Source organism: Roseovarius litoreus (assembly GCF_900142765.1).
Classification (GTDB): domain Bacteria; phylum Pseudomonadota; class Alphaproteobacteria; order Rhodobacterales; family Rhodobacteraceae; genus Roseovarius; species Roseovarius litoreus.
On the sequence record NZ_FRCB01000003.1, the window covers coordinates 1 to 26,752 of the forward strand.

Sequence of the window (26,752 nt, forward strand, 5' to 3'; positions counted from 1 at the left end):
GAGAGTAGGTCACCGCCAAACCTAGAAAAATCCTCAATCTCTAAACAAACACTCACAACCGCGGGATGGAGCAGTCCGGTAGCTCGTCAGGCTCACCTTAGGTTGGTAAAGTTGCAGACTAAAATTAAACCGCTTCGGCCCTGGGTCGCGGCGGTTTTTTTATGCGCGCGTCTGTCATGGAGTGCGGGACGATTGCCACCTGTCCGAAGTTCAGGTGAACTTGCGGAAAAGTTTTGTCTGGTCGAACATGGCTTCAAGATCGTCCGTTCTCCCTTTCACGGTCGTCCACATCATTTCCTGAAGGGCGGCGATCGTGCATTCGATCAGCATCAGCAAGGGCAGGCAGGAATCCCAAGCCGATGGCACGACGATCCGGCCCGAAAAGGTATTGCTGGCGATCCGATGGATCGGCGAGCGCCATTGATCGGTAAAGAGCACGATCTGAGCGTTCTTGCTCTCGCACATCTGGGCCATCTGCAGCGTGGTGTTCTCGTAGCGGCGGACATCGAACACGATCACCACGTCGCCCTGTTTGACATCCAGAAGGTCCTGCGGCCAGGCGCCACTGTTCGAGACCAGACGCACGTTCGGCCGTATCATCTGCAGATGCAGATACAGATAATTGGCCAGCGCCGAGGTGATCCGCCCGCCCGCTATGTAGACCGTTCGTTCGGGCGTGCTGAGGAGTTGGCACAGCTGATCGAAATCTTCGGGATTTACATCGTCGAGGCTGCGCTGCTGGTTGTCGAGCGCCTGCCGGGAATAGCGGTTGAGGATATGTTCATCCGGCAATTCGTGTTTCCAGACACTGCGCTTGGCAATGGGATCGGAAATCATTTCCTTCAATTCGCTGCGCAGGGCTGCCTGAAACTGGGGAAAGCCTTCGAAGCCGGTTTTCTGCAACATGCGCGTGACCGTCGTGGTCGACACCGAGGCCGCGTCGGCGAGATCGGTGATGCTGCTCAGTCCGACGATCGGGTAATCGTCGAGCAGGGTATTCACCAACTGCCGCTCGGACGGCGTCATGGCATCGCGGTGTTCAAGAAGTCTGTCGGATACGGTCATGGCCCAAGTTTCTGCATTTTTCCAGAAATGTCAAAAAAATCATCGCTCGAGCGCGCCTGAAAAAATCGTGACGGAAAAAAATTGACAGGCCGAATGGTTTCGCAAATTATTTTCCACATGGAATCGCTTCAGATCGATCAGGCCGGACAGGTGACGGATTTTGGCGAGGCTGTGCATGTCACGCCTGCGGCGCAAGAGCCGTATGCGATTGTGGTGTGCGAACATGCGTCGAACCGTGTTCCCGAGCCGCTCGAGGGGCTTGGCCTTGAACGCGATGTCTTGATCAGTCATGTCGCCTGGGATCCGGGGGCTTTGGGCGTGGCGCGGCATGTTGCGCAGCACTTGGGCGCCGTGCTGGTGAGTGGCGCGATCTCGCGGCTGGTCTATGATTGCAACCGTCCGCCCGAGGCCGCCAGTGCGATCCCGGAAACAAGCGAAATCTATGACATTCCCGGCAATCAGGGCTTGTCGGCCGAGGCGCGCGCGGCGCGGATCGCCAATGTCTACGCGCCGTTTTCGAACGCCCTGACAAGCGAGCTGCGCAAATATGCCGGCACGCTTGAGTTGCTGGTGACGGTCCACAGTTTCACACAGGTCTTTCATGGCCAGCCGCGCCACGTCGAATTGGGCCTTTTGCACGGGCGGGACGTGGAGTTTTGCCATGCGATGATGGCTCATCTGCCCACCCCTCCGCGCTATGACACACGGATCAACGAGCCATATTCCGCAGCGGATGGTGTGGCGCATACACTCGATCTGCACGGCTGCGACAACGGGCTATGGAATGTGATGATCGAGATCCGCAACGATCTTATCCGCACTGCCGATCAGCAGGCCAAGATGGCCGCCTATCTTGTGGAGTGGATCACCGCCACGCTGCAAGACCTTCGCCAGACAGGGAGCGCGTCTTGAGGGTGTTGCTTGGTTTTGCCCGCGCGGTTGATGGCATGAACCGGCGCATCGGTCTTGTGGTGATGTATGGCATCTTCGTGCTGATGGCGATCCTGTTGTGGTCCTCGATCTCGAAGACGTTTTTCCTGCCGACGATCTGGACGCTGGAAATGGCGCAGTTCGCCATGGTGGCTTATTACATGCTGGGTGGTCCCTATGCGATGCTGACCGGGGCGAATGTGCGCATGGATCTGTTCTATGGCAACTGGTCGCTCAGGCGAAAAGCGACGATTGATGTCATTACCGTTCTGTTCCTGCTCTTTTACCTGGGCGTCCTGCTCTATGGCGCGCTTGGATCGACGGCCTATTCGCTTGGCTATTGGGGAGATGCGCCGATCGCGTTCTTCACCGGCCTTATCACCGGCGCGGAAGAGGTCGGGCGGCTCGAACAATCGTCGACCGCATGGCGCCCCGTGATCTGGCCCATCAAGGTGATCATGATCTGCGGTCTGTTCCTGATGCTGCTGCAAGCCCTGTCCGAGATGGTCAAGGATATCGCGCGCGCCTTGGGACAGGACCTTCCGGAGCCGAAAACATGAGCCAGGAACACATAGCGCTTTTCATGTTCGCCTCCATGATGCTGATGCTCTTCACCGGGCAACGCGTCTTCGGAGCCATTGGCGCCATCGCGGCCATCGCGGCGCTCGCGCTATGGGGAACCGGAGGGCAGGACATCCCGTTTTCGGCGGCGATGAAGCTGATGAAATGGTATCCGCTGTTGACGCTGCCGATGTTCATTTTCATGGGTTATGTGCTGTCGGAAAGCCGATTGGCGGATGATCTGTACCGGATGTTTCATGTCTGGTTCGGGAATATCAGTGGCGGGCTGGCGATAGGTACGATTGGGCTGATGGTGCTGATTTCGGCGATGAACGGCCTGTCGGTGGCAGGTATGGCGATCGGGGCCACCATCGCGCTGCCGGAACTTCTCAAGCGCGGCTATGACAAGAAGATGGTCACCGGTGTCATTCAGGCGGGATCGTCTCTTGGGATCCTGGTGCCGCCTTCGGTGGTGCTGGTGCTATATGCGATGATCGCGCGTCAGCCTGTCGGGCAGTTGTGGCTTGCGGGCATCCTGCCGGGTCTGATGATGGCGGCCTTGTTCATCCTCTATATCTGGCTGCGTTGTCGGGTGAACCCCGCACTTGGGCCGGTTGCCGATGATCTGGACGGTGTCAGCCGGGCCGAGAAGATCAGGCTGCTTGGGGCAGGGGTTCTGCCGCTGCTGATCTTCGCATCGATGATGGTGCCATTCGTCAACGGGTGGACCTCGCTTGTGGAAAGCTCGGCGATTGGCGCGCTTGCTGCACTTGCGGCTTCCATCGTGAAGCGGCGGATGACCTGGCAGATATTTCACATCTGCACGAAACAGACGCTGGCCATTTCATGCATGTTCATGTGGATCATTCTGGCGGCCCTCGGCTTTGGCGCAGTGTTCGACGGGCTTGGCGCGGTGAGGTCGATCGACGCTTTGTTTACCGAGCAGCTGGGGCTTAACCCTTGGGTCATTCTGATCCTGATGCAGCTGTCGTTCATCGTGATGGGCACGTTCCTGGATGACACGGCCATGCTTGTGATCGTCGCCCCGCTTTATGTGCCTCTGGTGGGCGAATTGGGTTTCGATCTGATCTGGTATGGCGTCCTTTATACGATCACTACGCAAATCGCCTATATGACGCCGCCATTCGGCTATAACCTGTTTCTGATGAAGGCGATGGCGCCGCCGGAAATCGGGTTGAGGGATATCTACACATCCATTGTCCCTTTCGTGGGGCTGATGATCCTGTCTTTGGCGATCATCATGATGTTCCCGCAGATCGCATTGTGGCTGCCGGAATATGTTTACGGAAAATAACAAGAAGGCCGAAAGGCACGCAAAACCAGCACCTTATGGAGGTTGATATGACGAATACCACAAGACGGAAGTTTCTCTCGACGGCGGCTGTCGGTGCGGCGGCGGCGCCGCTTGCGGCGCCTGCGCTGGCCCAAAGCACGATCACCTGGCGGATGCAGACCTATGCCGGTCCGGCACTGGCGGCCCATGTGATCGACCCGGCGATCGAGATGTTCAACAAGATCGCCGGCGACCGGATGCAGATCGAACTTTTCTATGCAGATCAATTGGTTCCGACCGGAGAATTGTTCCGGGCCATGCAGCGCGGCACGATCGATGCGGTGCAGTCCGATGATGACTCGATGGCGTCGCCGACGGATGTGACCGTTTTCGGAGGGTATTTCCCCTTTGCGTCGCGCTATTCGCTGGATGTTCCGGTGCTGTTCAATCAGTACGGATTGAACGAAATCTGGGATGAACAGTACAGCGCCGTGGGGGTCAAGCACATCTCGGCGGGTGCATGGGATCCGTGCCATTTCGCGACCAAGGATCCGATCCGCAGCCTCGAGGACCTCAAGGGCAAGCGTGTCTTCACCTTCCCGACCGCGGGCCGCTTCCTGAGCCAGTTCGGCGTCGTGCCGGTGACCCTTCCGTGGGAAGATATCGAGGTTGCCGTGCAGACCGGCGAGCTGGATGGTATCGCCTGGTCCGGGATCACCGAGTGCTACACTGTCGGTTGGGCGGATGTGACCAACTATTTCCTCACGAACAACATCTCGGGGGCATGGGCGGGATCATTCTTTGCCAATATGGATCGCTGGAACGAACTGCCTGAAGACTTGCAGACGTTGTTCCGGGTCTGCTGTGAGCAGTCGCATTACTATCGTCAGTGGTGGTATTGGGGCGGTGAGGCGAACCTGCGGGTCAATGGAACCAAGATGGAACTGACCTCGGTTCCGGACGAGGAATGGGCACAGGTCGAGAACGCGGCTGTCGCCTTCTGGGATGAAGTGGCCGCCGAAGGCGAGGTGCAGGCGAAGGTCGTCGAGATCCTGCGCAAGTACAATGCCGACATGCAAAAGGCCGGGCGCCCCTATCGCTACGGATAACCCATGGCTCAATTTAGCGGGTGGGGTATTGCACCCCGCCCGCACCTATAGCATCGAACAGATCATGACATTCGAAGACCTCAAGACCGAAATCGCCGCAGCCCGTATCGATACGGTGCTGGTTTGCATGGTCGACATGCAGGGCCGTTTGCTTGGCAAACGCTTTCACGCCGAAGCCTTTCTGGAAATCGCCGAGCACGAGACCCATTGCTGCAATTACCTGTTGGCCACCGATCTGGCGATGTCCACGCCCGAAGGCTTTGCCGCGACCAGCTGGCAGAGCGGCTATGGCGATTATGTGATGAAGCCCGACCTGAGCACGCTGCGCCCTGTTCCCTGGCTTGAAGGAACGGCCATGTGCCTGTGTGATGTGCTGGATCATCACACCCATGAGCCGGTGCCGCATTCCCCGCGCGAGATGCTCAAGCGGCAGGTGGCGCGCGCCAAGGCGATGGGCTTTGACGCGATCATGGCGACGGAGCTCGAGTTTTTCCTGTTTCAGGGAACTCATGACGAGATCGCGCGCAATGGATTTCACCTTAGCCCGATCTCGAATTACAACGAGGATTACCACATCTTCCAGACCACCAAGGAAGAGCCGATCATGCGCCCGATCCGCAACCATCTGCGGGCCATGGGCATTCCGGTGGAAGGATCGAAAGGCGAGGCCGAGGCCGGTCAGGAAGAGCTGAACATCAAATATGCCGATGCTCTGGCGACCGCCGATCACCACACCATCGCCAAGCACGGGATCAAGGAAATCGCGCATCTGAACGGGGCGGCTGCGTCGTTTCTGGCGAAATGGCATCATCAGCGCGTGGGCAGCGCCGCGCATGTACACCAGTCGCTCTGGACGGCAGAGGGCAATGCCTTTTTCGATGCGGACCGTCCATTGGCCAAATCCGAAGTGATGGATCACTACATGGCGGGGCTGTTGAAATATGCCGCTGACTACACGTATTTCATGGCGCCCTACTTCAACAGCTACAAGCGCTTTGCCAAGGGCACCTTTGCTCCTACGCAAATCGTCTGGTCGGTGGACAACCGCACGGCGGCGTTCCGTCTGTGCGGTGACGGCACCAAGGCGGTGCGCATCGAATGCCGGGTGCCGGGGGCGGATATGAACCCCTATCTGGCGCAGGCCGCGATGCTGGCGGCGGGGCTCAAGGGCATCGAGGAGAAGCTGCCACTGCCCGAGCCGTTCAAGGGCGATGCCTATACTGATGGTGTGGCGAGCTATATTCCCGGGACGCTGCGCGATGCCTGCGAGGCCCTGACCGGGTCCGAGATGCTGCGCGAGGCCTTCGGGTCGGAGGTGGTCACGCATTACGCGCGCGCCGCCACATTGGAAATCGAAGATTTCAACCGCGTGGTCACTGACTACGAAATCGCCAGAGGGCTGGAAAAAGCATGACCTTGTTGCGCTGTATCTCACCGATCGACGGATCGGTTTTTGCTGAACGCGAGACCCTGTCACCGGATGCGGCGCGCAGCGCCATCGACCGTGTGCGCGCCGCACAGGCGCAGTGGGCCGCACGCCCCCTGCAGGACAGGATCGACCTTGTGATGGCCGGTGTGGCCGCCGTAGGGGCCATGACCGACGAGATCGTGCCGGAACTTGCGCGCATGATGGGCCGCCCTATCCGCTATGGAGGGGAATTCGGCGGCTTCAATGAGCGCGCGTCCTATATGGCCGAGATCGCGAAAGACGCGCTGGCCGATATCGCGGTCGGCGAGGATGCCAGTTTCAAACGCTATATCAAGCGCGTGCCGCATGGCGTGGTGCTGGTGGTGGCGCCGTGGAACTATCCGTATATGACGGCTATCAATACTGTCGCCCCGGCGCTGATTGCGGGAAACACGGTTGTGCTGAAACACGCGACCCAGACGCTGCTGGTGGGCGAGCGGATGGCACGGGCTTTCCATTCGGCGGGCGTGCCCGAGGATGTGTTCATGAACGTGTTTCTGGATCACCAGACCACGTCGGGGCTGATTGCGCAGAATTCCTTTGATTTCGTGAACTTCACCGGGTCTGTTGCGGGCGGTGCAGAGATGGAGCGCGCGGCGGCTGGCACGTTCACCGGGGTGGCCACGGAATTGGGCGGCAAGGACCCCGGTTATGTGATGGAGGATGCCGATCTGGATGCGGCGGTAGAGACGCTGATCGACGGGGCGATGTTCAATTCGGGGCAATGCTGCTGCGGGATCGAGCGGATCTATGTTCACGAAAGCCTGTATGATGCCTTTGTGGAGAAGGCGGTGGGGATCGTGAAGGGCTACAAGCTGGGCAATCCGCTTGACCCCGAGACCACCCTTGGGCCGATGGCCAATATCCGCTTTGCCGCCGAGGTGCGCGCGCAGATCGCCGAGGCGGTGGCCGATGGCGCAACCGCGCATATCGAGACCTTTGCGGAGGATGATGGCGCGGCGTATCTGACGCCGCAGATCCTGACCGGTGTCACGCATGAGATGCGGGTGATGCGCGATGAAAGCTTCGGACCTGTCGTGGGGATCATGAAAGTGTCTTCGGATGACGAGGCGATCGCGCTGATGAACGACAGCGAATTCGGCCTGACGGCCAGCCTCTGGACCGCTGATGTGGCACGGGCCGAGCGCGTCGGTGACCGGATCGAAACAGGCACGGTTTTCATGAACCGAGCCGATTACCTTGACCCGAGCCTGTGCTGGACCGGATGCAAGAACACGGGCCGGGGAGGCGGTTTGTCCGTCATCGGCTATCACAATCTGACCCGACCGAAATCCTATCATCTCAAGAAGGTGACGACATGAGCCCCTCTGCAAACTGGTCTTACCCCACCGCAATCCGCTTTGGCGCGGGCCGTATCAAGGAACTGGCCGAGGCCTGCAAGGCCGCCGGCATCCAGCGCCCGCTGCTGGTGACCGACCGTGGGCTGGCGGCGCTGCCTGTCACGCAGACGGCCCTTGATGTGCTGGACGCAGCGGGCATGGGCCGCGCGCTTTTTGCGGATGTGGACCCGAACCCGAACGAGATCAATCTGGCCGCCGGTGTCGCCGCCTTCCGTGAGGGCGGGCATGACGGGGTTGTGGCCTTTGGCGGCGGCTCGGGGCTGGACCTTGGCAAGATGGTGGCCTTCATGGCAGGGCAAACGCGCCCTCTTTGGGATTTCGAGGATATCGGCGATTGGTGGACGCGCGCGGATGCCGATGCGATCTATCCCAATGTGGCGGTGCCCACGACGGCCGGCACCGGCTCGGAGGTGGGACGCGCCAGCGTCGTGACCAATTCGCAGACGCAGGAAAAGAAAATCATTTTCCATCCCAAGGTGCTGCCGTCTGTGGTGATCGCCGATCCAGAGCTGACCGTGGGCATGCCGGCCTTTGTTACCGCGGGCACCGGGCTTGATGCGTTCGCCCATTGCGTCGAGGCGTTCTCGAGCCCGAATTACCACCCGATGAGCCAGGGGATCGCGGTCGAGGGGATGCGTCTGGTGATCGAGAACCTGCCGAAGGCCTATGCCACGCCCGACGACATGCTTGCGCGTGCGAACATGATGTCGGCGGCGATGATGGGGGCGACGGCGTTCCAGAAGGGTCTGGGGGCTATTCACGCGCTCAGCCATCCGATCGGGGCGATGCATCATACGCATCACGGCACCACGAACGCGGTCTGCATGCCCGCCGTGCTGCGCCTGAATGCCCCGGCGATCCGCGACCGGTTTGATGCGGTTGCGGGGTATCTGGGTGTTGATGGCGGGTTCGAAGGGTTTTGCGCCTTCGTGGACGGTTTCAACGAGGGGTTCGGCATCCCGAGGCATCTGTCGGGACTGGGCGTCACCGATCCGGATATCGACCGGCTGGTCAAGGGCGCGCTGAGCGATCCGAGTTGCGGCGGCAATCCGGTGCCTCTGAATGAGGAGAACACGCGGGCCTTGTTCGAAGCGGTGCTTTGACCCAGCATCAGATGTCGGCAGAAAGTTGCGGGCGCGTTCAAGCGCCCGTTTTCTATTGCGCGATACGATCCCTGAGCCGCGACCGTGATGCTTCTTTGGGCGGTTTGCGACGCGCTGCGAAATATAATTGCAGAAAAATGGCAAAAATATTTCATTAACTATTGTTAACCATTCTCGACGGCGTATCTCTGCACCTCTTATGTAACGAGTGAAGTGGAGTTTAACTGTGAGACTAGGTACTACTTTGATCAAAACGTCAGTTTTCGCACTGCTGGCGTCGACCGCGATTGCGAACGGCACTGACGAAGTCCCTGACGACGTGATCGCGGCACAACGTGCTGCGTTGGCAGAAACCACGGCGAATGTCGGCTTTGGGCCGCAGGCCCCGCGCGACCTGCGCACGCTTGAGGGTGAAAACCTGAGGGTTTTTTCGAAGGCACCTGCTCATACACAGATGAACCTGTGCAACATCCATTTCCATGAAGGCGCCGAGCATGCTGGGGGCGAGTTCACAACATTTCTGGGCAATGGCGATGGCGAAGGCTTTGGCACCGGATTTGGCTATGATGGAGACCTGAGCGAGGCGGAGCTTCGCCCGCTCGATGCGCCGATTGGCAAAGGCGAAAAGGGCCTTCTGTCGCCCGGCGACACGATCGAGGTGCACTATGTCCATACCACTGCGCAGATCGAGCCGGGCCCGACGCTTGGTGCCTGTCTGGATGATGAAACCGGCAATCCGCAACTGCGCGTCGAAACCCAGGTGATGGTGCTGGTCAATGACGATGCGGCGCTGGACTTCACCGAGCTTGCCGCCGTTTCACAAGTGAACGGTTACTGGCAGGCCCCGAATATTCCGACGGATACGGGCACGCCAATCGGCTATCTGGGGTCGACCACTGGACCCAGCTACAATGAGCAGGGTTCGCCGTTTCAGGTGACCTGGTCAGTGCGCCCCGAGGTCATCAAGGTGAGCATCGCCAGCCTGGCGGCTTGGTATGACAACAACATCTTTGAAGAAGACCATGCGCATGGTGTGCGCAATCTGGTGCTGAACCGCGCTTTGCTGGCGCCGATCCCGAACTAAGCGTTCATCTTGGGCTGTTACAGGAAGGGCACGCGCGCTGCGTGCCCTTTTTGCGTGCCGGTCATATCCGCCTTTGGGGCATGGGAGTGCTGCACCAAGGCCGAGATCACAGGTTTTCAGCGATCAGGATTTCCGTCCTGATCCGTTCCTGTGATGCCAGAGTCGCGCGGTTTTCGCATTGCGCGCGCAGGATGCGCACCGCGCTGCGGACAAGATGGCCAGGGTCCTGGTGAATGACCGCGTCGATCTCGGCTTTGCGAAGGGCCTGTTCGGTGGAGGGCGTGCGCTCGTGCGCGATCGTCACACGGCCTGTGGTGGCGTTCAAGGCGCGGGCCACCTCGATCGGAATACGAGCCTCGGCCCCCATGAAGTAGAGGCCGACGACATCGGCATGGGCCTGCAACGCATTGCGCAGAACGTGCTGCGCTCGGCCGGGATCGCCATGGGTTTCGAGTGTCGGCAGGGTTCTCAGATCCGGGTAATTGCGATGAATCACCGCATCGAAACCCAACCGGCGCTCCAGACTGTCGCGCGATTGGGTCGTTTCTGTGAGCACGATGATCGATCCGTGGACAGGTCCCAGAAAACGCGCGAGAAGCCGGCCGGCCGTGGCGCCCGCAGCGCGGTTGTCGATTCCCACGAAGTCCCCCGTGCCGTAGGAGTGCTGGTTGGCAACGAAGGGCAGAGTCCTTATTCCGCGTTCGCGCATCCGCAACAGGGCATCGCGGATCTGCGGCGTTTCGGGCGCCATGATCGCGATCCCGTCGATATCGTCCAATGACAGTCGCGACAGGACGTGCGCGGCCTTGTGCGGGTCACGATCGTCAAGGCGGATGACCTTGGCTTCGATCATCTCGGCGCGGCCTGCGGTGTCGAATTCCCGGATACGGTCTATGATTTCTTCGAGAAATTCATCGCCGGAACGGGGCAGGGCAAATGCGAACCTGTAGCCTTTTTGCCGAGCCAGGGTGGCGGCGACCTGATTGCGCTGGAAGCCCAGCCGTTCAATCGCGTCATTGACCGCTTCGACCGTCTTTTGCCGAACGCCTGCACGACCGTTGAGCACCCGATCCACGGTGGCGAGGCTGACGCCAGCCTCTTTTGCAAGATCTTTCGTGGTCGGTCGCATTGGGGCGAATATCCGTATTTCCAGAGGTTTATGCAAGATTATCGCCCAGATTTTCGGCAAGGGCAATCACATTTGAGGTGCGTACCTCAGAAATACCTTGAAATGAGGTGCGCACCTCATTTACCACTTCGGGCAGTCGAGTCGCGGCAGGAGGGCCGTGATGGACCAAATGGGAGGATTTCCGAATGAAGACCAAACATCTGATGTCGGCTGCCGTTTCTGCGCTGATCGCAGGCGGTGCCGCCACATCCGCGACCGCCGAAGATCTGACGCTTTGCTGGGCCGCGTGGGATCCCGCGAATGCGCTTGTCGAACTGTCCAAGGATTTCGAGGCGCAGTCTGGCCACACGATGAATTTCGAGTTCGTGCCATGGACCTCGTTTGCCGACCGCATGCTGAACGAGCTGAATTCGGGTGGTCAGCTTTGTGACCTGATGATCGGCGACAGCCAATGGATCGGTGGCGGTGCCGAGAATGGCCACTACGTCAAGCTGAACGATTTTTTCGATGCCAATAACATCGACATGGCGGATTTCATTCCCGCGACCGTGACCGGTTATGCGGAATGGCCCAAAAACACCCCGAATTACTATGCGCTGCCGGCCTTTGGTGACGTGGTGGGCTGGACCTATCGCAAGGATTGGTTCGAGCGCCCCGAGATCGCGGCCGAATTCAAGGAAAAATACGGTCGTGACCTTGGCGTTCCGGCCACTCTGGAAGAGTTGAAGGATATCGCCCAGTTCTTCCAGGGGCGCGAGATCGATGGCACCACGGTCTATGGCGCGGCGATCTATACCGAGCGCGGTTCCGAAGGGATCACCATGGGCGTGACCAATGCGCTCTATAACTATGGGTTCCTCTACGAGAACCCCGAAAAGCCCTATGATCTTGAAGGCTTCGTGAATTCCGAGGGCGCTGTTGCGGGCCTCGAATTCTACAAGGAGCTGTACGACACGGCGACGCCTCCGGGATCGTCCAACTGGTATATGGGCGAGAATATCGACGCTTATAGATCCGGGCAGGTGGCGCTTCAGATGAACTTTGCCTTCATCTGGCCGGGCGTCGAGGCCGATCCCAATGTCGGCGGCGGCAAGTCCGGTTATTTCCCCAACCCGGCCGGTCCCGCAGGTCAGTTTGCCCAGTTGGGCGGTCAGGGGATCTCGGTTGTGGCCTATTCCGACAAGCAGGATGCCGCGCTTGAGTATATCAAGTGGTTTGCCCAACCCGAGATTCAGGCCCGCTGGTGGGAGCTGGGTGGATATTCGGCACTGCGCGCTGTGGTGGAAGATCCGGGCTTTGCCGCAAGCCAGCCTTATGCGCAGACCTTCCTCGACAGCATGGCCATCGTGAAGGACTTCTGGGCCGAACCTGCCTATGCCGACCTGTTGCTGCCCATGCAGGAGCGCATCCACAACTACGTGATCGCAGGCGAAGGCACGGCGCAAGAAGCGCTGGACGGTCTGGTGCGCGACTGGACCGAAGTCTTCGAGGACGAAGGCAAGCTGTAAGGCTGATGCCTGTCGGCGCATTGGCGCGCTGACATTCCCCGGCCGCCCGCAGCGGGCGGCCGGGACATCTTTCCGCATCAAGCAAGACGCGCAGATCTGCTGTGGGTCATGGGGCAAGACCAATGACAGACACACCCATCGACAAGGCCGCGCAAGCCACGCCCGAGCCACTGGCACGCCGCATTCGCGGCCTGTCGGATCGCAGCATTGCCTGGATCTTCGTGGCGCCGACGATTTTCCTGCTGCTGGCCGTCAATATCTTTCCGCTGATCTGGACGATCCGCCTGAGCTTTACCGATTACCGCGTGAACCGGCCCAACCGCGAGGTGGAATGGGTCGGGCTGCGCAATTACGAACGTATTCTGACGGACCCGGATGTCTGGGCGACGATGCAGGCAACCGCGCATTTTCTGATATGGACCATCGTTCTGCAGGTTCTGATCGGCTTTGCGCTGGCGTATCTCATCAACAAGAAATTCCGGGGAAACGATCTTTGGACCACGATCATCGTCTTTCCGATGATGCTGTCCCCCGCGGTTGTGGGTAATTTCTGGACATTCCTCTATCAGCCACAGATCGGCTTGTTCAACTACGTGATCGCTTTCTTCACCGGCGCTGACCCGGCCAGTTTCTCGATGATCGGGGATGTGCATCTTGCGCCCTGGGCCATCGTGATCGCCGATACCTGGATGTGGACGCCCTTTGTGATGCTGATCTGTCTGGCGGGTCTGCGGTCGATCCCGGATAGCATATACGAGGCCGCCGAATGCGACCGCGCCAGCAAGTGGCGGCAGTTCTGGACGATCACGGTGCCGATGGTGCTGCCGTTCCTGATGTTGGCGGTCCTGTTCCGGGGGATCGAGAATTTCAAGATGTTCGATCTGGTGGTCCAGCTGACGGGCGGCGGACCAGGCAACACGACAACCCTCACCTCGATCGACCTCAAGCGTGAAGCGTTCGAGAAGTGGCGCACGGGCTACTCATCGGCCTATGCGGTGATCCTTTTCGTGACCGTGTTCGGGCTTGCCTCGATCTATGTGAAAGCGCTGAACAAGGTGAAAGAACGATGAGCTTTTCGGTCACAGAAGCGTCCGGGCGGACCAAATGGATCGCGGGCATCCTTGTCGTGGGCTATGCGCTGATCACCATTGCGCCGCTCGTGTGGATCATTGCCACCGGGTTCAAGAGCGGGCCCGACTCCATCGCCTATCCGCCCAAAGTGGTGTTCGAGCCGTCGCTGGAGGGGTATGTGAACCTTTTTACCGACCGGACCCGCGCTACCGAGGACATGCTGGAGGAAGCCGGCCCGCCGGAGACATGGTATGACCAGATCGCACGCGATCAGGGCACGATCATCACCGGCCCGTCACGCTATGGCGAACGGTTCCTGAACTCGGTGATCATCGGCTTTGGCTCCACTGCGCTTTGCATGCTGCTCGGGACTGCGGCGGCCTATGCGTTCAGCCGGTTTCGTGTGCCGCTCAAGGATGATCTGATGTTCTTCATCCTGAGCACGCGGATGATGCCGCCGATTGCCGTGGCCATCCCCATATTCCTGATGTTCCGGCAATTGGGGCTGAACGACACGCATCTGGGCATGATCCTGCTTTACACGGCGGTGAACCTGTCGCTGTCGGTCTGGCTGCTCAAGGGCTTTATCGACGAGATCCCGGTCGAATACGAAGAGGCCGCGTTGATCGATGGCTACACCCGGTTTCAGGCGTTCTACAAGGTCGTGTTGCCGCAGGCGGCCACGGGCATCGCCTCGACCGCGATCTTTTGCCTGATCTTTGCCTGGAACGAATACGCTTTCGCGGTGCTGCTCACGTCGGGGACCGCCCAGACCGCACCGCCTTTCATACCGACGATCATCGGCACATCGGGCAAGGACTGGCCCGCTGTTGCCGCCGGAGCGACGTTGTTCCTGGTTCCGGTGATGGTCTTCACCATCCTGCTGCGCAAACACCTGCTGCGCGGGATCACATTCGGAGCGGTGCGCAAATGAGCGGTTTCATCAAAGGTCTGCTGAGATTGCGCCGTGGTCCTTGGGAAATGGTGGCGTCGGTCCTGATCGCCGCAGGCGTGGTGATGCTGATGCAGCCCATCTGGATCACGCTTTATACTTGGTCCTTTGTCATCACGTTGACCGGCACGGTGATGTTCATCATCGTCAGCCATTTCCCGGAGTAACCCATGGCACAGATCAGAATTGAAAACGTGCGAAAGGAATTCGGGTCGTTCACCGCTGTCCAGTCTTCGACATTCACGATCGAGGATGGCGAATTCTTCATGCTGCTGGGGCCATCGGGCTGCGGCAAGACGACAACCTTGAGGATGATGGCCGGGTTGGAACTGCCGACATCGGGTCAGATCTATATCGACGGCGAAGAGGTGGGGCAGAAACCTGCAAGCCAGCGCGATATCGCGTTTGTCTTCCAGATGTTCGCGCTTTACCCGCATATGAACGTGCGCGGCAACATCAGCTATCCGCTCAAAAGTCAGGGGATGCCCTCGGCCCAGGTCAAGGCAAAAGTCGCCGAGGTGGCCGAGATTCTGGGGATCTCGGACATTCTGGACAGGCCGGTTGGGGGATTGTCTGGCGGGGATCGTCAGCGCGTGGCTCTTGGCCGTGCGATCGTGCGCGATCCCAAGGCGTTCTTCATGGACGAACCGCTTGGTGCGCTGGATGCGGAATTTCGCGAGCGCATGTCCGAAGAGCTGCGCGCGCTGCATGACCGGATGAACGCGACCACCGTGTATGTGACCCATGATCAACTCGAGGCCATGCAGATGGGCGACAAGATCGTTGTGATGAACCACGGGGTCGTGGAGCAGTTCGGCGTTCCGCAGGATATCTATGACTGGCCTGCCACCAGATTCGTGGCCCAGTTCATCGGATCGCCGCCAATGAATTTTCTGGATTTCGAGGGGATGATTGGTGCAGGACAAGATGAGGTCCGGCTTGGCGATGCCACGATCGGCGTGCCGCGGAGCGTCGATGGCAGGGCTGGAAAACTGACGCTTGGAGTGCGGCCGGAGCATGTGAGGCTGGATGACAGTGCCGCGTATCGCGGCAGGGTGCTGGCGACGGAATATCTTGGTACAACGCAGATCGTGACGCTCGAGACCGCGCATGGAGCGGTGAAGGTGCGCGTTCCAAGCAGTGATCCCGTGACGCTTGGGGCGACAACCGGCTTGCGGTTCGATGCGCGCACCATCACGCTGTTTGAAAATGACCATGGGCGCGCCCTCACATCAGAGGCAAACAGGAGGGTGCTGGGTCATGGCTGAAGTCTGTCTGACAGGGATCACCAAGCGCTTTGGCAAGGACGTGGCTCTTGACGATGTCACGATGACCATACCCGATGGCTCGTTCGTTGTGCTGCTTGGTCCGACAGGAGCGGGCAAGACGACCACGTTGCGGATGGTATCGGGATTGGATGCGCCCGATCAGGGCCGGATCACCATCGGTGGGCATAATATGGTCGGATTGACGCCAGCGCAGCGCGATGTGGCCATGGTGTTTCAGCAATATTCGCTCTATCCGCATATGACGGTGCGGCAAAACCTTGAATTCCCTCTGAAATCTCCGATCCTGCGCACGCCGCAGGCCGATATCGACCGCAAGGTCGCCGAGATCGCCGAGATCCTGCAAATCTCGTCCAAGCTGGACAATAAGGCGACCGCGTTGTCGGGGGGCGAGATGCAGCGCGTGTCGATCGGACGGGCGCTTGTGCGCAATCCGTCGGTCTATCTGATGGATGAGCCGCTGAGTTCGCTGGATGCCAAGCTGCGCGCCGATCTTCGGCTGGAGCTGAAGTCCATTCAGGCGGATTCGGGCGCGACGCTGCTTTACGTGACGCACGATCAGATCGAGGCGATGACGATGGCGACCCATGTCGGTGTTCTGGACAAGGGCCGGTTGGTGCAGTTCGGATCGCCCCGCGAGATCTATGAGAACCCGGTCAGCATCTATGCGGCCAGCCGTCTGGGCCAGCCGCGGATCAACGTCCTTCCGGCGGATATCTTTGGCGGGGCGCCCTCGGGGGCGGCCAGCATCGGGCTGCGCCCTGAACAGATCGTGCAGGGTGAGGGGGAGGAAAGTCTTGTCCAGAGAGTCGAGCATCTGGGCGATCAGACGCGTCTGCATCTGACCTGCAAGTCGCATGACATCATCACCGTCACCGACGCGCATACCGAACTTAAACCGGGCGATATCGTCAGGATACGCCCGAGAAATCCATTCTATTTCGACGCAACCGGCGCGCGTCTGGCCTGAGGGAGGGAACCATGGCCCAATTCATAAACAACAAAGATGCAATCGTCACCGAGGCGATCGACGGTGTGATCCAGGCGTCGGGCGGGCAGTTGGCCCGGCTGGACGGGTATCCGCATATCCGTGTCGTAGTGCGCGCCGACTGGGACAAGTCGCGGGTTGCCCTGGTGTCTGGCGGTGGCTCGGGGCATGAGCCGGCCCATGCGGGTTTCGTGGGCGAGGGAATGCTGACTGCGGCAGTGTGCGGTGATGTCTTCGCCTCGCCTTCGGTCGATGCGGTGCTGGCGGGGATACTCGCGGTCACCGGGCCTGCAGGCTGTTTGCTGATCGTCAAGAACTACACCGGCGACCGGCTGAATTTCGGGCTGGCCGCCGAAAGGGCCAGGGCGTTCGGGTTGAAGGTGAACATGGTGATCGTGGATGACGACATCGCTTTGCCCGATCTGCCCCAGCCGCGCGGTGTGGCGGGCACGCTGTTCGTGCACAAGATCGCGGGTGCCATGGCCGAAAGTGGCGCCTCGCTCGAGGATGTGACGAAGGTGGCCGAGCATGTCGTGAAACACACGAAATCCATCGGTATGTCGCTTGATACCTGCACCGTTCCCGGCTCGCCCAAGGAAAATCGCATCGGCGAAGGCAAGGCTGAGCTGGGTCTGGGCATTCATGGCGAGGCAGGGGTTCAGCAGATCGACTATCACAATGCAGAGCAGGCCATCGCGGCGGTGACCGCCAAGCTGGCCGCGACGATGGAGAACAAGCCGCATGTCGTTTTGCTGAACAATCTTGGCGGAGCCTCTGTGCTGGAAATGGCGATCCTGGCCAATGAATTGGTGAAATCGCCTATCGGCAAGAACCTCAAGCTTATGGTCGGGCCGGCGGCGCTTATGACATCGCTGGATATGCGCGGGTTTTCGGTGTCGGTCTATCCTCTGAGTGCCGAGGATCATGCGTGGTTGTCCGCGCCCTGCGCGCCCTCGGCCTGGCCGCGCTGCCAGACGATCCAGCCGGTCCGCGTGCTCGATCTGCCCGATGGGCTGCGGCCCATTCAGCCGATCCCCTCCGAGCACCGCGAAACGGCGGCCTTTCTGACCAAATGCTGTCAGATCCTCATAGAGGCGGAATCCGATCTGAACGCGCTTGATGCCAAGTCTGGCGATGGCGATACCGGGTCCACCCTTGCCGGTGCAGCGCGAGCGCTGATCGGGGCGCTGGACCGGTTGCCGTTGGCGGATCACACACAGCTTTTCCGCGCGATCGGTCAGGAGTTGACGCAGACCATGGGTGGCTCGTCCGGTGTTCTGCTGGCGATCTTCTTCACCGCCGCCGGGGATGCAGCGTCAAGCGGCTTGTCGATGGTCGCGGCCCTGAAAGAGGGATTGGCGCGGATGCAGCGCATCGGTGGCGCGCAGTTGGGCGACCGCACGATGGTCGATGCGCTCAAGCCGGCGCTGGATGCATTGGAAGCCGAGGGTATTGCCCGGGCCGCGGTTGCGGCGCGGCGTGGCGCAGACCACACGGCCACCATCGTCCGCGCCAAGGCAGGGCGCGCGTCCTATATCAATGCAGCCCAGCTTGAGGGCCATGTCGATCCAGGCGCAGAGGCGGTCGCGCGGTTGTTCGAGCAGCTCGCTCCGTGACCCTGCGACAAATCCGGCTCAGGTGCTTGGGCGAAACGGGTTTGTCCAGGCACGGCGCCCGGCGGCATCCACCACGGTGACCCGCATCCAGGGTGACGCGGCAAACCGCGCTCGTGACACCTGCGTGCGGGTCATCGAGGTGCCATGGGTGGCCGTCGCGGCCTGCCCATGGCCCTGCACGATCACAGCGACTGCGGCACTGCTTTCGACGATCACAGCGTCGTCGGTCAGGCTGACATTGCGGATCTCCGGCCCTTGCGAGGAATAGAAATCACCCCGCTTCAGCGCCTCGAGCAGCAGAGCGGGCTGGTTCGCCTCGGCCTTGACCATGACCCAGCCACCAAAATGATCCGGTTCGGTGAAATGTGCGTCATCGGTGGCGATCAGCGTCAGATCCCTGCCATCAGAGAGCAGAAGGTCAAGGATATGCCCCCCGCCTTCACGGTCGCAGCCGACAGCGCAGCCGTGATTGTAGATCTCCACGGCATGCGCGGCGTCGATGGAGCGAGCATCTTCGAGCGTCAGGCCGGACCAATGCGGGTGCGCGATCGTCACGAAAGCGCCCGCCTCGCGCGCACGGCGGGCCAGATCCGGACCTGTTTCCTGGTTGTCGACAGGCAGGAAGCCCGGTGCGTGAGGGGGCGTGAAATCATGCGGCAGCCCAACTGCGAGAATATGCCAAAGCTCGCCGTTCTGCATCGCGCCGGAATGCAGTTCGGCACCGGGGATCGTTGTGAATGCGTCATCGTGAAAGGCGCGTGTGTCGGCGACCGGATAGCCATATTGACCAATGAAATGGTCTGTAAGCGAGATGAAGTCATAGCCTTCAGCCTTGTAGCGGCGGCAGACTTCGGCGGGCTCAAGGCAACCGTCCGACAGCGTGGAATGGGTATGGAGGTTTCCACGAAAGAACTTCCCATCGGTGGTAAAGGCGGAGAGGACCATGATGTATTCCTTGGTCTGTTTTGTTGAATGCGATCTATCCGGCGTGCGCAAAAAAATTGTGACAATTCCGTCATGAAGACTGAATAAGACTGGCGCATGATGGTTGAAAGAATACAGGCCCTTTTGCAGGCCGGCGACTGGGTCGGGGCTGCCGCAATGCTGGCACCGTTGGTCGAAGGACCACGGTCGCATCCGTCGCTGATCTATAACTATGGCAAGGTCCTGATCGAACTGGGCCGCTTCCCCGAAGCGATCTTGCAACTCAAGCGCGTGACCGAAGTTGCGCCGGGACATGATGCAGCGTGGTTCGAACTGGGCCGCGCGGCACTTGGTGTCGAGGATTTCGAGACCGCCTTCACAGCGTTTTCACGGGCTTTGACGCTTGTCCCGAACGATGCAGATGCGCGGCGCAACCTGGGGCGTGTGGCCTTGCGGCTTGGCCGTTATGACATTGCGCGGCGCGCTTGGCGGGCCTTTCCCGGTGATCCCGAGGCGGCACTGGCGCTGTACAGGGTTGCCGCCGAGACCGGCGATCCCGAGGCCGAGGCGATGCGGGTGGCATTGCTGGAAACGCATCCAGACAGGGCTGCTGTCCTCAAGACATTGGTGCGCGTTTCAAAGGGTTCATTTCCGATGAACCTGTAGTGGAGTGGTCAGTTCAGGACATAGCCGTTGGCTGTTTCGCCAGCGGCACGCAGAAACATCAGGCGACACGCCTCGCGCTGCGTCTGGCTGCTGAACCCGACCTGCTGTGCCTTGGAACATTTGATCAGGAAGGCAGAAGGCAGGGCAAACTCGGCCCGGCACCATGTTTCATCAAGCCCGCTTGGGTAATCTGTCAGCATCCAACTCGTGCAGGTATCTCGACGGGTCTCATAATGGTCGGTGACCGTCATGGTGCCGGAATTAGGGTCCGCATGAGCGGACGGCGCCAGAAGTGTCAGGATCAGAAATGAGACGATGCGAATGAGACTGCTCCGATGTTGCTTCACAAAAGTGTCACATATCACCGGATTGTCTGTAAAGAATTAATGCCTGAACCGTTTGCGGTACACTCCCCGGTCGCTGGAAAGTGCTTCTTGTGTGGTGCGGTTGCGGGCGATCTGAGCAGGGCTCATCTGGCCGATTTCGAGTGCGGGCCCATTGCGCGGCACGGGGATGACCTGTGCTATGGGCGTGCCGCGTGACACGACGCCGGAAAAATTGGCATCCGTCCAGATCGCGGGAAAGTGCACGTAGCCATCTTTGAACAAGTCGCAATCCACCAGCCCGGTGAGCGTACGAAACGGCAGATCCTCGCGATTGAACGGATGGGTGAAGAGCAGCGACCAGCCCTCGGGCGCTTCGAGTGTCCAGAAGTTCAGAAACTTGATCACGGCATTGGATGCGGCTCTGAACGGGGCGCCTGTGGTCTGTTCAGGCACATGCAGCCCGACAGGCGCGCGCGAGATGCGGGCATCGTCGAGGATCGGGGGATCCCAGTCCCATGACAGCTGATTTTCGGTGATGGTCAGGTCCGTCACCAGCGGCATGATGATACCGGTAGACATGGCGTCGATCATCGGCGGGCAGTGTTTGAAGGTGCGCACCGCTTCACCACCGAGCGATGGTGCGGTGACTTCGCTTGGCATGGCGCGAAACCAGTTGGGCAGCGCGCGCGCAGCAGGCATCGGTTCAGGCAACAGCCCTGCAAGTGCTGGGTGACAGCGCGCCCGGATCACTTGATCGCCTCACGGCGTGACAGCCAGGTGTGAAGTGTGGCGGCAATAACGGTTAAGGCGATGATGATTGTCCCAACCGCATTGATGACGGGCGGATGACCATTGGGATTGCGGGCCATGGCGCCGATCTCGGTGGCGAAAGTGCAGGCACCGCCCTTGGCGAACATCGTTGTGTTGTAGTTCTCCATCGACGCCATGAAGGCGATTACACCGGCGGAAATCAAGGCCGGCGCGAGATAAGGCAGTGTTAGCCTGCGAAAGACGCGGAATGGCGTGGCCCCCAGATCAAGCGCGGCTTCTTCCAGCTCGACCGGCTGGCGCTGCAAGCGTGCCATAAGAACCAGCATGGGATAACCTGCGACGAAAGTCGTCTGGGCCATGATGATCGTGAAAAGCCCCGCATTCACCCCAAGGCGGCTCCAGAACACAAGCGCCGACAAGCCAAGCACGATCCCTGGCGCCAGCATCGGTGACAAGAGCACCCACCACAGCATTCCGTTGGCTCTGCTGCGCCAGCGCGTCAGCAGAACCGCTCCGGCCAGTCCCAGCAAAAGCGACAACGGCACCACAAACGCTGCCACTACGAGCGAATTCCCGAAACAGCCTATGAACCTGTCGCGATCCAGCGAGCGCAGCACCTCGTCGGCGCGGAGCGCGTCTTGTGGCATCCAGAAGAAGGCATACCATTTGCCGGTCAGCCCCTTCCAGTCGGTGACTGTGGGTGGGGAGGCATCATTGAAGGAGGAGACCACCATCAACAGAAGGGGGGCGAACATGAAGGCAAGAAACGCCCATGTATAAGTGGTTAAAATCCGTTGAGATGTCATTGAACTCTCGCGAAATCCTTGAGCCTCGTACGCATGGCCCACATGAACAGAGCCACAATCAGAAAGCAGACGATTGTATAAGTGAAGGAGTAGGCCGCGCCGACGTTCGAGTTCTCGGATTCGAAGAACTTGTTGTAGATCGTCTGGCTGAACCACTCAGATTGCAGGCCGCGACTGATGATCCTGGGAACCGAGAAGGCGCCAGCCGCCAGCATGAAGGTAGCGATGCAGCCGACCGCGATGCCGGGTTTGGCATGGGGGATGATGATACGGGCATGGACCCTGAGGGCATTCGCACCAAGATCGCGAGCCGCTTCGATCTGATTGCGGTCGAGAGTGGACATGACATTATAGATCGGAAACACCATGAACAGCACGTAGGTGTAGACGATCACGATGAAGATCGTACCCGGCATCCTTTTGAACTGTACCGGCTCTGAGATCAGACCCGCCCATTGCATGACACCGTTCAGAATGCCTTGGTTGTCGATGATCGTGGTCCAGGCATAGACCCGCATCAACTCGACGATCGCATAGGGGATGACCAGCCCCAGAAACAGCCAGACCGCGCGTTCGGGCGTTGTTGCAAGAGCCACTTTGTAAGCGATCGGGTAACATAGCACCAAGGCCAGCGCCGTAGCGGCCATTGCGTAGACGAGTGTTCGGGATAGCGTGACAAGGCCGATGCGCTCATAGGTCTGGCCATCACGATCAAAACGCAATCCGGTCAGTCGCAGCATCATATCGGACAGCTTGGCGTTTTCCTGCGCCCTCTGCTCGGCTGAGAGGGGAACGGCGCGAGCCGCCAGAAGGGCGTCGAAATTGCTTGTGGTGTAGGGAAAAGCGTTCGCTTCCAGTTGCTGGATGTCTACGGCCAGCTCTTTGGCCAAAGCTGCGATCTCTTGTGCGGCGGCCATCTGATCGGTGATCGGCGCGGTATCCGTCACGGCCAGTAGCGGCAGATCATAAAGCTCGTTCAGCCAAACCGGCGGTTCATCGGCGCCGCGCACCATGCGAAGACGGGTCGTCGCTCGGTCACACTGAAGGATATAGGGCCGCACCGGGGCATCCGCGCCAGTCGCTTGGTTGGTCATCACCGATGCGGAAGGTACTGCCATGCCCGACATCGACGGCACTGCCATCCCTGACATGGATGGAACTGCCATTCCGCCTTGATCGGCAGTATCGGCCGCATCCTGAGCCGCCAGATGGGTTTCAAGAACAGACACGCATGTCTGTGCATCGCGCTCAAGCTGGAATGCGATAGAGCTGTCCAGCTGCCGCTTGGGGGCGGTGACCGCGCGTTCCAACATCGTCAGCTGGGGCAGTATGATAAGCAGGAGTGACCAAGCCACCACCGCAGCGAAGAAAAGCGCGACCAGACCGCGCCCGTATCCGCGCAACAGCCCGCTCATTGGGCCGCAGTCTCGATGCCGGTGTTTGCGACGGGGCCATCCGGCAGCACCACGGCGGCGTCGGGTGCAAAGCTGACCTGAAGACTGCTGTCGGTGGTCACGGGTGATGGGCCGCTGTTGGTCTGGTGGATGATGATCCGCGCGCCATTATCTGTGCGGGTCTCGAACGTCAGGAACGCACCTTCGAGGCTACGGCGTTCAAGCATGACCGAGAACCGGTTTGCGCCTGAATCCTCGCCAAACTCCACTTGTTGGGGACGCACGAAAAGGATCGCCTGATCGCCCTGCGTCAAGGCGCCCGTATGCCGTCCGCGCAAAAGACCATGAGGCGTGTCGATGCTGGCCATCCTGTCGTCCAGCGCCACGACACGCCCGTAGAACGCGTTCACCTCGCCCACGAAAGAGGCCACAAAGGCCGAACGGGGATCGGAGTAGATTTCATCGGCGGTTCCGACCTGTTCGACCACGCCGTCATTCATTACGGCGACGCGATCGGACATGGTCAGCGCCTCGCCCTGATCGTGGGTGATGTATATAAAAGTCACGCCGGTTTTCTGCTGGATCGCCCGCAACTCCGCGCGCATGTGCTGACGAAGCTTGAGATCGAGCGCGGACAGCGGTTCGTCCAGCAAGAGAACTGCAGGTTCCACTGCAAGGGCACGAGCAATTGCCACGCGCTGACGCTGGCCCCCCGACAACTCGCCCGGCATCTTGTCAGCCTGATCGGGCAGTGCGACCAGTTCCAAAAGGTCATGCGCACGCGCACGCCGTTCTTTGCGGGGTATGCCGCGCGCCTCGAGCGCGAAGGCCACGTTTTCCCAAACAGGCATCAGCGGAAAAAGGGCTAGGTTCTGGAAAATCAGGGCAGTTGGACGACCGTTCGGGCCGATGCCGCGCTGATCTTCTCCACCGATCAGCACCCGGCCCGCAGAGGGTTCGACAAAGCCCGACACAGCCCGCAGGATTGTTGTCTTGCCACAACCCGATGGACCGAGGATCGAGAAGAACTCACCTGCCCCGATTGTCAAATCGGTTGGCTTTACGGCTGTAAATCCGTTTGGGTAGGTGATCGACACGCCTTGGAGGCAAACGTCTTTACCGTGCATTACGATTTTCTGTCCCGATAAGTTGCGAACGGCCCCCATGATCAGGGGCCGTCCTTGGTTTGACGTAGAACAGGTCACGCGTTGGTGATGATCTCGACGAACTCATTACGCACAGGGGCGAAGAACGGCGTGTCGGCCTGCCACCACCACATGTTGCCAAGAACGTCGGCGGTGTAGACTTCGTTGAACTGCTGCTTGAATTCCGGTGTTGCGAAATCCGCGGCCCCAGCAACCGCCGAGTTGTAGCCGGTATTGTTGGCGAACATGCCGCCGACTTCCGGCTTCAGGATGAAGTTGATGAACTCGATCGCCTGCGCCTTGTTTTCGGCCTGCTTGAGCATGCCGACGCTGTCCAGCCAAGTGATGATGCCTTCCTTGGGCGCGCGGTAGACGAAGTCGGGGTTTTCGCGGTTCAGCAAGAGGCCGGTCGTGTCCCAGGTCTGACCGATGATGCAGCCGGCTTCCTTGAAGGCGGCGGTGGCTTCGGTCGCGTTGTTCCAGAAAGCGCCGTAGCTGTCCTTGCGCTCGATGATCCACTTGGCCACTTCGCCCCAGACCCGGCGCGCGTCCTCTTCGGATTTGTAGACATCCAGCATGCGGTTCGAGGGAACTTCGCCGATGGCATCAAGATAGAGACCGGTACCCATGATCACGGATTTCTGGCGGAACGCGGCCTTGCCCTTGGCTTCGCTGCGCCACAGATCGCCATAGGACAGATCTGCGTCGTCGATCGCCAGCGTCGAGCGGTTCAGCGTCACGCCTTCGGTGCCCCAGTTGAAGGGCAGCAGGATCTGATCGCCTGCGTGCACGCCGCCGAGGGTGGCGCTGTCGCGCAGGAAGGACGGGATGATTGCGTCGCTGTTCACTTCTGCAGGGACCGGGGCGAAGAAGCTGTCGCCGTTGTCGTCAAGGTAGCCCGACGCGTTGGTGATCGACGGGAACACGACGTCAAAGCCTTTGCCGCCGTTTGCGCGGACGGTCGATTCCGCCTCGTCATTGGAGCCGTATGTGGTCAGCTCCAGCGTGATTCCGGTTTCTTTTTCAAATGCTTCGGCGATATTGGGCTGGACGTAGTCCTGCCATGCGAAAACCTTGACCGAGCCGGACGAGGCCAGCGCGTCACTGGCGCGCAGAATAACCGGTGCGGAGAGGGCGGCTGCGCCCAGCTGGAGTGCGGTACGACGGGTGATTGTCATTGAGACGTCCTCACGATTTCAGATTAAGCCATCCTTGGCTGAGGTTCTCGCCTACCGCCGCTTCGCTTCAGAAAGGTGAACGTTTTGCAACATTATGGTGACGTATGGTACGAAATCGATGTCTCGTCGTGACACTCGGTCTCGGGGTCCATGTTGGACAAAGCGGCCGACGTGAATTCACGGATCAGACGCAGTTGCGCGCGGTCGCGTGTGGCGACCAGGAATGTCCTGTGCTCGGCATCCAACTCGGAAATTCTGGATTCCACGATCCCGTCAACGATCAGGCTGCTGTTGCGCAGAAAGATCGCGACGCCGATACCCTGCAGAACAGCCTCGCACATCACCGGGAAGGTCGTCATGCAAACCTTGCGCGGAAAGCTGAGGCCCAGTTCACGGGCTTTCGCCGATACGACGCGCTGCGTCAGCGACCCGGTTTCCGGCAAGATGACCGTATGCGCGGATAGGTCAGCCAGAGAGACCTCATCCTGAGTGGCCAAGACATGCGTGGCGGGTAAATAAGCCACATAGCGTGTGGATTGCAGAACATGGCGATCCCATTCCTCGGACAGAGGTGCATCCGTGATGATCCCGACATCGGCCAGCCGATTGCGGATCATACCGGTGGCCGTCGTCCAGTCATACAGGCCGAAGTCGATGTTCACATCGGGGAAAAGTTGGTTGAAGCGGCCAATGATCCTGAGTGCGGGTTGCGGGGCGTTGGCGATGACCCTGATGCGCCCCGCTTTCATCGATGCGTATCCCTCGAGCTTTTCCCAGATCGTCGCGTCAAGCGCCACCAGCTTGTCTGCAAGCTCATAGAATTCCTGCCCGGTGCGGGTGACACGGACGCCATTGCGCCCCCGCACCAGCAATTGCGTGCCCACGTCCTGTTCAAGCTTGGCGACATGCTGCGTAATGGTTGATTGGGTCACGCCGAGCCGTGCTGCAGCGGCGGAAAAGCTTCCTTCGCGCACAACGTAGGCGAAGGCCGAAAAATGGTGGTGGTTCGGGCGCATA

Annotated in this window: 26 protein-coding genes; 16 read left to right on the forward strand and 10 right to left on the reverse strand. The window is 59.9% G+C overall.

Annotation, left to right across the window (positions count from 1 at the left end):
- Window positions 1-210: 210 nt before the first annotated feature.
- Window positions 211-1,065 (reverse strand): MurR/RpiR family transcriptional regulator, encoded by an 855-nt coding sequence (locus F3H35_RS06520; RefSeq protein WP_149778831.1) that lies wholly within the window; start codon window positions 1,063-1,065, stop codon window positions 211-213.
- Between the two features lie 117 nt (window positions 1,066-1,182).
- On the opposite strand from F3H35_RS06520, the gene F3H35_RS06525 reads away from it, so the two are divergent.
- From F3H35_RS06525 to F3H35_RS06560, 8 genes are all read left to right on the forward strand, one after another.
- A complete protein-coding gene (locus F3H35_RS06525) occupies window positions 1,183-1,977 on the forward strand; it encodes an N-formylglutamate amidohydrolase (protein ID WP_223228334.1) in 795 nt (264 codons plus the stop codon).
- A gap of 35 nt (window positions 1,978-2,012) precedes the next feature.
- Entirely contained in the window at window positions 2,013-2,555 is a 543-nt protein-coding gene (locus F3H35_RS06530; RefSeq protein WP_149779186.1) for a TRAP transporter small permease subunit, read from the forward strand.
- Window positions 2,552-3,871 (forward strand): TRAP transporter large permease, encoded by a 1,320-nt coding sequence (locus tag F3H35_RS06535; RefSeq protein WP_149778833.1) that lies wholly within the window; start codon window positions 2,552-2,554, stop codon window positions 3,869-3,871. Before F3H35_RS06530 ends, F3H35_RS06535 begins: the two co-directional genes overlap by 4 nt.
- Window positions 3,872-3,918: 47 nt before the next feature.
- Window positions 3,919-4,959, forward strand: coding sequence for a TRAP transporter substrate-binding protein (locus F3H35_RS06540; protein WP_149778834.1), 1,041 nt, complete (start codon window positions 3,919-3,921; stop codon window positions 4,957-4,959).
- A 64-nt stretch (window positions 4,960-5,023) separates the two neighbouring features.
- Window positions 5,024-6,373, forward strand: a complete 1,350-nt coding sequence (locus F3H35_RS06545; RefSeq protein WP_149778835.1) for a glutamine synthetase family protein — start codon at window positions 5,024-5,026, stop codon at window positions 6,371-6,373.
- Window positions 6,370-7,749, forward strand: coding sequence for an aldehyde dehydrogenase family protein (locus tag F3H35_RS06550; protein ID WP_149778836.1), 1,380 nt, complete (start codon window positions 6,370-6,372; stop codon window positions 7,747-7,749). Before F3H35_RS06545 ends, F3H35_RS06550 begins: the two co-directional genes overlap by 4 nt.
- Window positions 7,746-8,891 (forward strand): iron-containing alcohol dehydrogenase, encoded by a 1,146-nt coding sequence (locus F3H35_RS06555; protein WP_149778837.1) that lies wholly within the window; start codon window positions 7,746-7,748, stop codon window positions 8,889-8,891. The genes F3H35_RS06550 and F3H35_RS06555 overlap by 4 nt, the downstream gene beginning before the upstream one ends.
- Window positions 8,892-9,135: 244 nt before the next feature.
- A complete protein-coding gene (locus F3H35_RS06560; RefSeq protein ID WP_149778838.1) occupies window positions 9,136-9,975 on the forward strand; it encodes a delta-class carbonic anhydrase in 840 nt (279 codons plus the stop codon).
- A gap of 106 nt (window positions 9,976-10,081) precedes the next feature.
- Here the strand turns inward: F3H35_RS06560 and F3H35_RS06565 are convergent, their stop codons facing one another.
- Entirely contained in the window at window positions 10,082-11,104 is a 1,023-nt protein-coding gene (locus tag F3H35_RS06565) for a LacI family DNA-binding transcriptional regulator (RefSeq protein ID WP_149778839.1), read from the reverse strand.
- Between the two features lie 185 nt (window positions 11,105-11,289).
- Between F3H35_RS06565 and F3H35_RS06570 the strand changes: the two genes are divergently transcribed.
- The 7 genes from F3H35_RS06570 to F3H35_RS06600 all read left to right on the forward strand — a co-directional run bounded on the left by F3H35_RS06570 (window position 11,290) and on the right by F3H35_RS06600 (window position 18,525).
- Window positions 11,290-12,612: an ABC transporter substrate-binding protein gene (locus F3H35_RS06570; RefSeq protein WP_149778840.1), complete on the forward strand. Its 1,323-nt coding sequence runs from the start codon at window positions 11,290-11,292 to the stop codon at window positions 12,610-12,612.
- A 122-nt stretch (window positions 12,613-12,734) separates the two neighbouring features.
- The gene (locus tag F3H35_RS06575) at window positions 12,735-13,682 is read left to right on the forward strand and encodes a carbohydrate ABC transporter permease (RefSeq protein ID WP_007817030.1); all 948 of its coding nucleotides are present in this window, start codon (window positions 12,735-12,737) and stop codon (window positions 13,680-13,682) included.
- Entirely contained in the window at window positions 13,679-14,617 is a 939-nt protein-coding gene (locus F3H35_RS06580) for a carbohydrate ABC transporter permease (RefSeq protein WP_149778841.1), read from the forward strand. The genes F3H35_RS06575 and F3H35_RS06580 overlap by 4 nt, the downstream gene beginning before the upstream one ends.
- Window positions 14,614-14,802, forward strand: coding sequence for a hypothetical protein (locus F3H35_RS06585; RefSeq protein WP_037296095.1), 189 nt, complete (start codon window positions 14,614-14,616; stop codon window positions 14,800-14,802). The genes F3H35_RS06580 and F3H35_RS06585 overlap by 4 nt, the downstream gene beginning before the upstream one ends.
- A 3-nt stretch (window positions 14,803-14,805) precedes the next feature.
- The gene (locus F3H35_RS06590; protein WP_149778842.1) at window positions 14,806-15,903 is read left to right on the forward strand and encodes an ABC transporter ATP-binding protein; all 1,098 of its coding nucleotides are present in this window, start codon (window positions 14,806-14,808) and stop codon (window positions 15,901-15,903) included.
- Entirely contained in the window at window positions 15,896-16,891 is a 996-nt protein-coding gene (locus F3H35_RS06595) for an ABC transporter ATP-binding protein (RefSeq protein WP_149778843.1), read from the forward strand. Before F3H35_RS06590 ends, F3H35_RS06595 begins: the two co-directional genes overlap by 8 nt.
- An 11-nt stretch (window positions 16,892-16,902) precedes the next feature.
- Complete coding sequence (locus F3H35_RS06600; protein ID WP_149778844.1) at window positions 16,903-18,525, forward strand: dihydroxyacetone kinase subunit DhaK; 1,623 nt, start codon at window positions 16,903-16,905, stop codon at window positions 18,523-18,525.
- Between the two features lie 18 nt (window positions 18,526-18,543).
- Here the strand turns inward: F3H35_RS06600 and F3H35_RS06605 are convergent, their stop codons facing one another.
- Window positions 18,544-19,470 carry a PHP domain-containing protein gene (locus tag F3H35_RS06605; RefSeq protein WP_149778845.1) on the reverse strand — a complete coding sequence of 309 codons (927 nt, stop codon included), beginning with the start codon at window positions 19,468-19,470 and terminating at the stop codon, window positions 18,544-18,546.
- A 96-nt stretch (window positions 19,471-19,566) separates the two neighbouring features.
- On the opposite strand from F3H35_RS06605, the gene F3H35_RS06610 reads away from it, so the two are divergent.
- Window positions 19,567-20,115, forward strand: coding sequence for a tetratricopeptide repeat protein (locus F3H35_RS06610; protein ID WP_149778846.1), 549 nt, complete (start codon window positions 19,567-19,569; stop codon window positions 20,113-20,115).
- Between the two features lie 8 nt (window positions 20,116-20,123).
- On the opposite strand, the gene F3H35_RS06615 is transcribed toward F3H35_RS06610, so the two are convergent.
- From F3H35_RS06615 to F3H35_RS06645, 7 genes are all read right to left on the reverse strand, one after another.
- Complete coding sequence (locus tag F3H35_RS06615) at window positions 20,124-20,366, reverse strand: hypothetical protein (RefSeq protein WP_149778847.1); 243 nt, start codon at window positions 20,364-20,366, stop codon at window positions 20,124-20,126.
- Window positions 20,367-20,498: 132 nt separating this feature from the next.
- Entirely contained in the window at window positions 20,499-21,140 is a 642-nt protein-coding gene (locus tag F3H35_RS06620; protein WP_149778848.1) for a hypothetical protein, read from the reverse strand.
- A 47-nt stretch (window positions 21,141-21,187) separates the two neighbouring features.
- Entirely contained in the window at window positions 21,188-21,967 is a 780-nt protein-coding gene (locus F3H35_RS06625) for an ABC transporter permease (RefSeq protein WP_223228336.1), read from the reverse strand.
- A 47-nt stretch (window positions 21,968-22,014) separates the two neighbouring features.
- Window positions 22,015-23,433 carry an ABC transporter permease gene (locus F3H35_RS06630; RefSeq protein ID WP_149778850.1) on the reverse strand — a complete coding sequence of 473 codons (1,419 nt, stop codon included), beginning with the start codon at window positions 23,431-23,433 and terminating at the stop codon, window positions 22,015-22,017.
- Complete coding sequence (locus tag F3H35_RS06635; protein WP_149778851.1) at window positions 23,430-24,539, reverse strand: ABC transporter ATP-binding protein; 1,110 nt, start codon at window positions 24,537-24,539, stop codon at window positions 23,430-23,432. The genes F3H35_RS06630 and F3H35_RS06635 overlap by 4 nt, the downstream gene beginning before the upstream one ends.
- Window positions 24,540-24,613: 74 nt before the next feature.
- Entirely contained in the window at window positions 24,614-25,735 is a 1,122-nt protein-coding gene (locus F3H35_RS06640; protein ID WP_149778852.1) for an extracellular solute-binding protein, read from the reverse strand.
- Between the two features lie 92 nt (window positions 25,736-25,827).
- On the reverse strand, window positions 25,828-26,751 hold the full coding sequence (locus F3H35_RS06645; protein ID WP_149778853.1) for a LysR family transcriptional regulator: 924 nt from the start codon (window positions 26,749-26,751) through the stop codon (window positions 25,828-25,830).
- Window position 26,752: the final 1 nt, after the last annotated feature.

Bases quoted from the DNA above. Each gene is read 5' to 3' on its own strand.
- F3H35_RS06630 (WP_149778850.1), bottom strand. From the start codon at position 23,433: ATGAGCGGGCTGTTGCGCGGATACGGGCGCGGTCTGGTCGCGCTTTTC.
- F3H35_RS06570 (WP_149778840.1), top strand. From the start codon at position 11,290: ATGAAGACCAAACATCTGATGTCGGCTGCCGTTTCTGCGCTGATCGCA.
- F3H35_RS06585 (WP_037296095.1), top strand. From the start codon at position 14,614: ATGAGCGGTTTCATCAAAGGTCTGCTGAGATTGCGCCGTGGTCCTTGG.
- F3H35_RS06590 (WP_149778842.1), top strand. From the start codon at position 14,806: ATGGCACAGATCAGAATTGAAAACGTGCGAAAGGAATTCGGGTCGTTC.
- F3H35_RS06565 (WP_149778839.1), bottom strand. From the start codon at position 11,104: ATGCGACCGACCACGAAAGATCTTGCAAAAGAGGCTGGCGTCAGCCTC.
- F3H35_RS06595 (WP_149778843.1), top strand. From the start codon at position 15,896: ATGGCTGAAGTCTGTCTGACAGGGATCACCAAGCGCTTTGGCAAGGAC.
- F3H35_RS06605 (WP_149778845.1), bottom strand. From the start codon at position 19,470: ATGGTCCTCTCCGCCTTTACCACCGATGGGAAGTTCTTTCGTGGAAAC.
- F3H35_RS06550 (WP_149778836.1), top strand. From the start codon at position 6,370: ATGACCTTGTTGCGCTGTATCTCACCGATCGACGGATCGGTTTTTGCT.
- F3H35_RS06620 (WP_149778848.1), bottom strand. From the start codon at position 21,140: ATGCCTGCTGCGCGCGCGCTGCCCAACTGGTTTCGCGCCATGCCAAGC.
- F3H35_RS06610 (WP_149778846.1), top strand. From the start codon at position 19,567: ATGATGGTTGAAAGAATACAGGCCCTTTTGCAGGCCGGCGACTGGGTC.
- F3H35_RS06535 (WP_149778833.1), top strand. From the start codon at position 2,552: ATGAGCCAGGAACACATAGCGCTTTTCATGTTCGCCTCCATGATGCTG.
- F3H35_RS06615 (WP_149778847.1), bottom strand. From the start codon at position 20,366: ATGACGGTCACCGACCATTATGAGACCCGTCGAGATACCTGCACGAGT.
- F3H35_RS06525 (WP_223228334.1), top strand. From the start codon at position 1,183: ATGGAATCGCTTCAGATCGATCAGGCCGGACAGGTGACGGATTTTGGC.
- F3H35_RS06600 (WP_149778844.1), top strand. From the start codon at position 16,903: ATGGCCCAATTCATAAACAACAAAGATGCAATCGTCACCGAGGCGATC.
- F3H35_RS06645 (WP_149778853.1), bottom strand. From the start codon at position 26,751: ATGCGCCCGAACCACCACCATTTTTCGGCCTTCGCCTACGTTGTGCGC.
- F3H35_RS06540 (WP_149778834.1), top strand. From the start codon at position 3,919: ATGACGAATACCACAAGACGGAAGTTTCTCTCGACGGCGGCTGTCGGT.
- F3H35_RS06520 (WP_149778831.1), bottom strand. From the start codon at position 1,065: ATGACCGTATCCGACAGACTTCTTGAACACCGCGATGCCATGACGCCG.
- F3H35_RS06625 (WP_223228336.1), bottom strand. From the start codon at position 21,967: ATGTTCGCCCCCCTTCTGTTGATGGTGGTCTCCTCCTTCAATGATGCC.
- F3H35_RS06640 (WP_149778852.1), bottom strand. From the start codon at position 25,735: ATGACAATCACCCGTCGTACCGCACTCCAGCTGGGCGCAGCCGCCCTC.
- F3H35_RS06545 (WP_149778835.1), top strand. From the start codon at position 5,024: ATGACATTCGAAGACCTCAAGACCGAAATCGCCGCAGCCCGTATCGAT.
- F3H35_RS06580 (WP_149778841.1), top strand. From the start codon at position 13,679: ATGAGCTTTTCGGTCACAGAAGCGTCCGGGCGGACCAAATGGATCGCG.
- F3H35_RS06575 (WP_007817030.1), top strand. From the start codon at position 12,735: ATGACAGACACACCCATCGACAAGGCCGCGCAAGCCACGCCCGAGCCA.
- F3H35_RS06530 (WP_149779186.1), top strand. From the start codon at position 2,013: ATGAACCGGCGCATCGGTCTTGTGGTGATGTATGGCATCTTCGTGCTG.
- F3H35_RS06555 (WP_149778837.1), top strand. From the start codon at position 7,746: ATGAGCCCCTCTGCAAACTGGTCTTACCCCACCGCAATCCGCTTTGGC.
- F3H35_RS06635 (WP_149778851.1), bottom strand. From the start codon at position 24,539: ATGCACGGTAAAGACGTTTGCCTCCAAGGCGTGTCGATCACCTACCCA.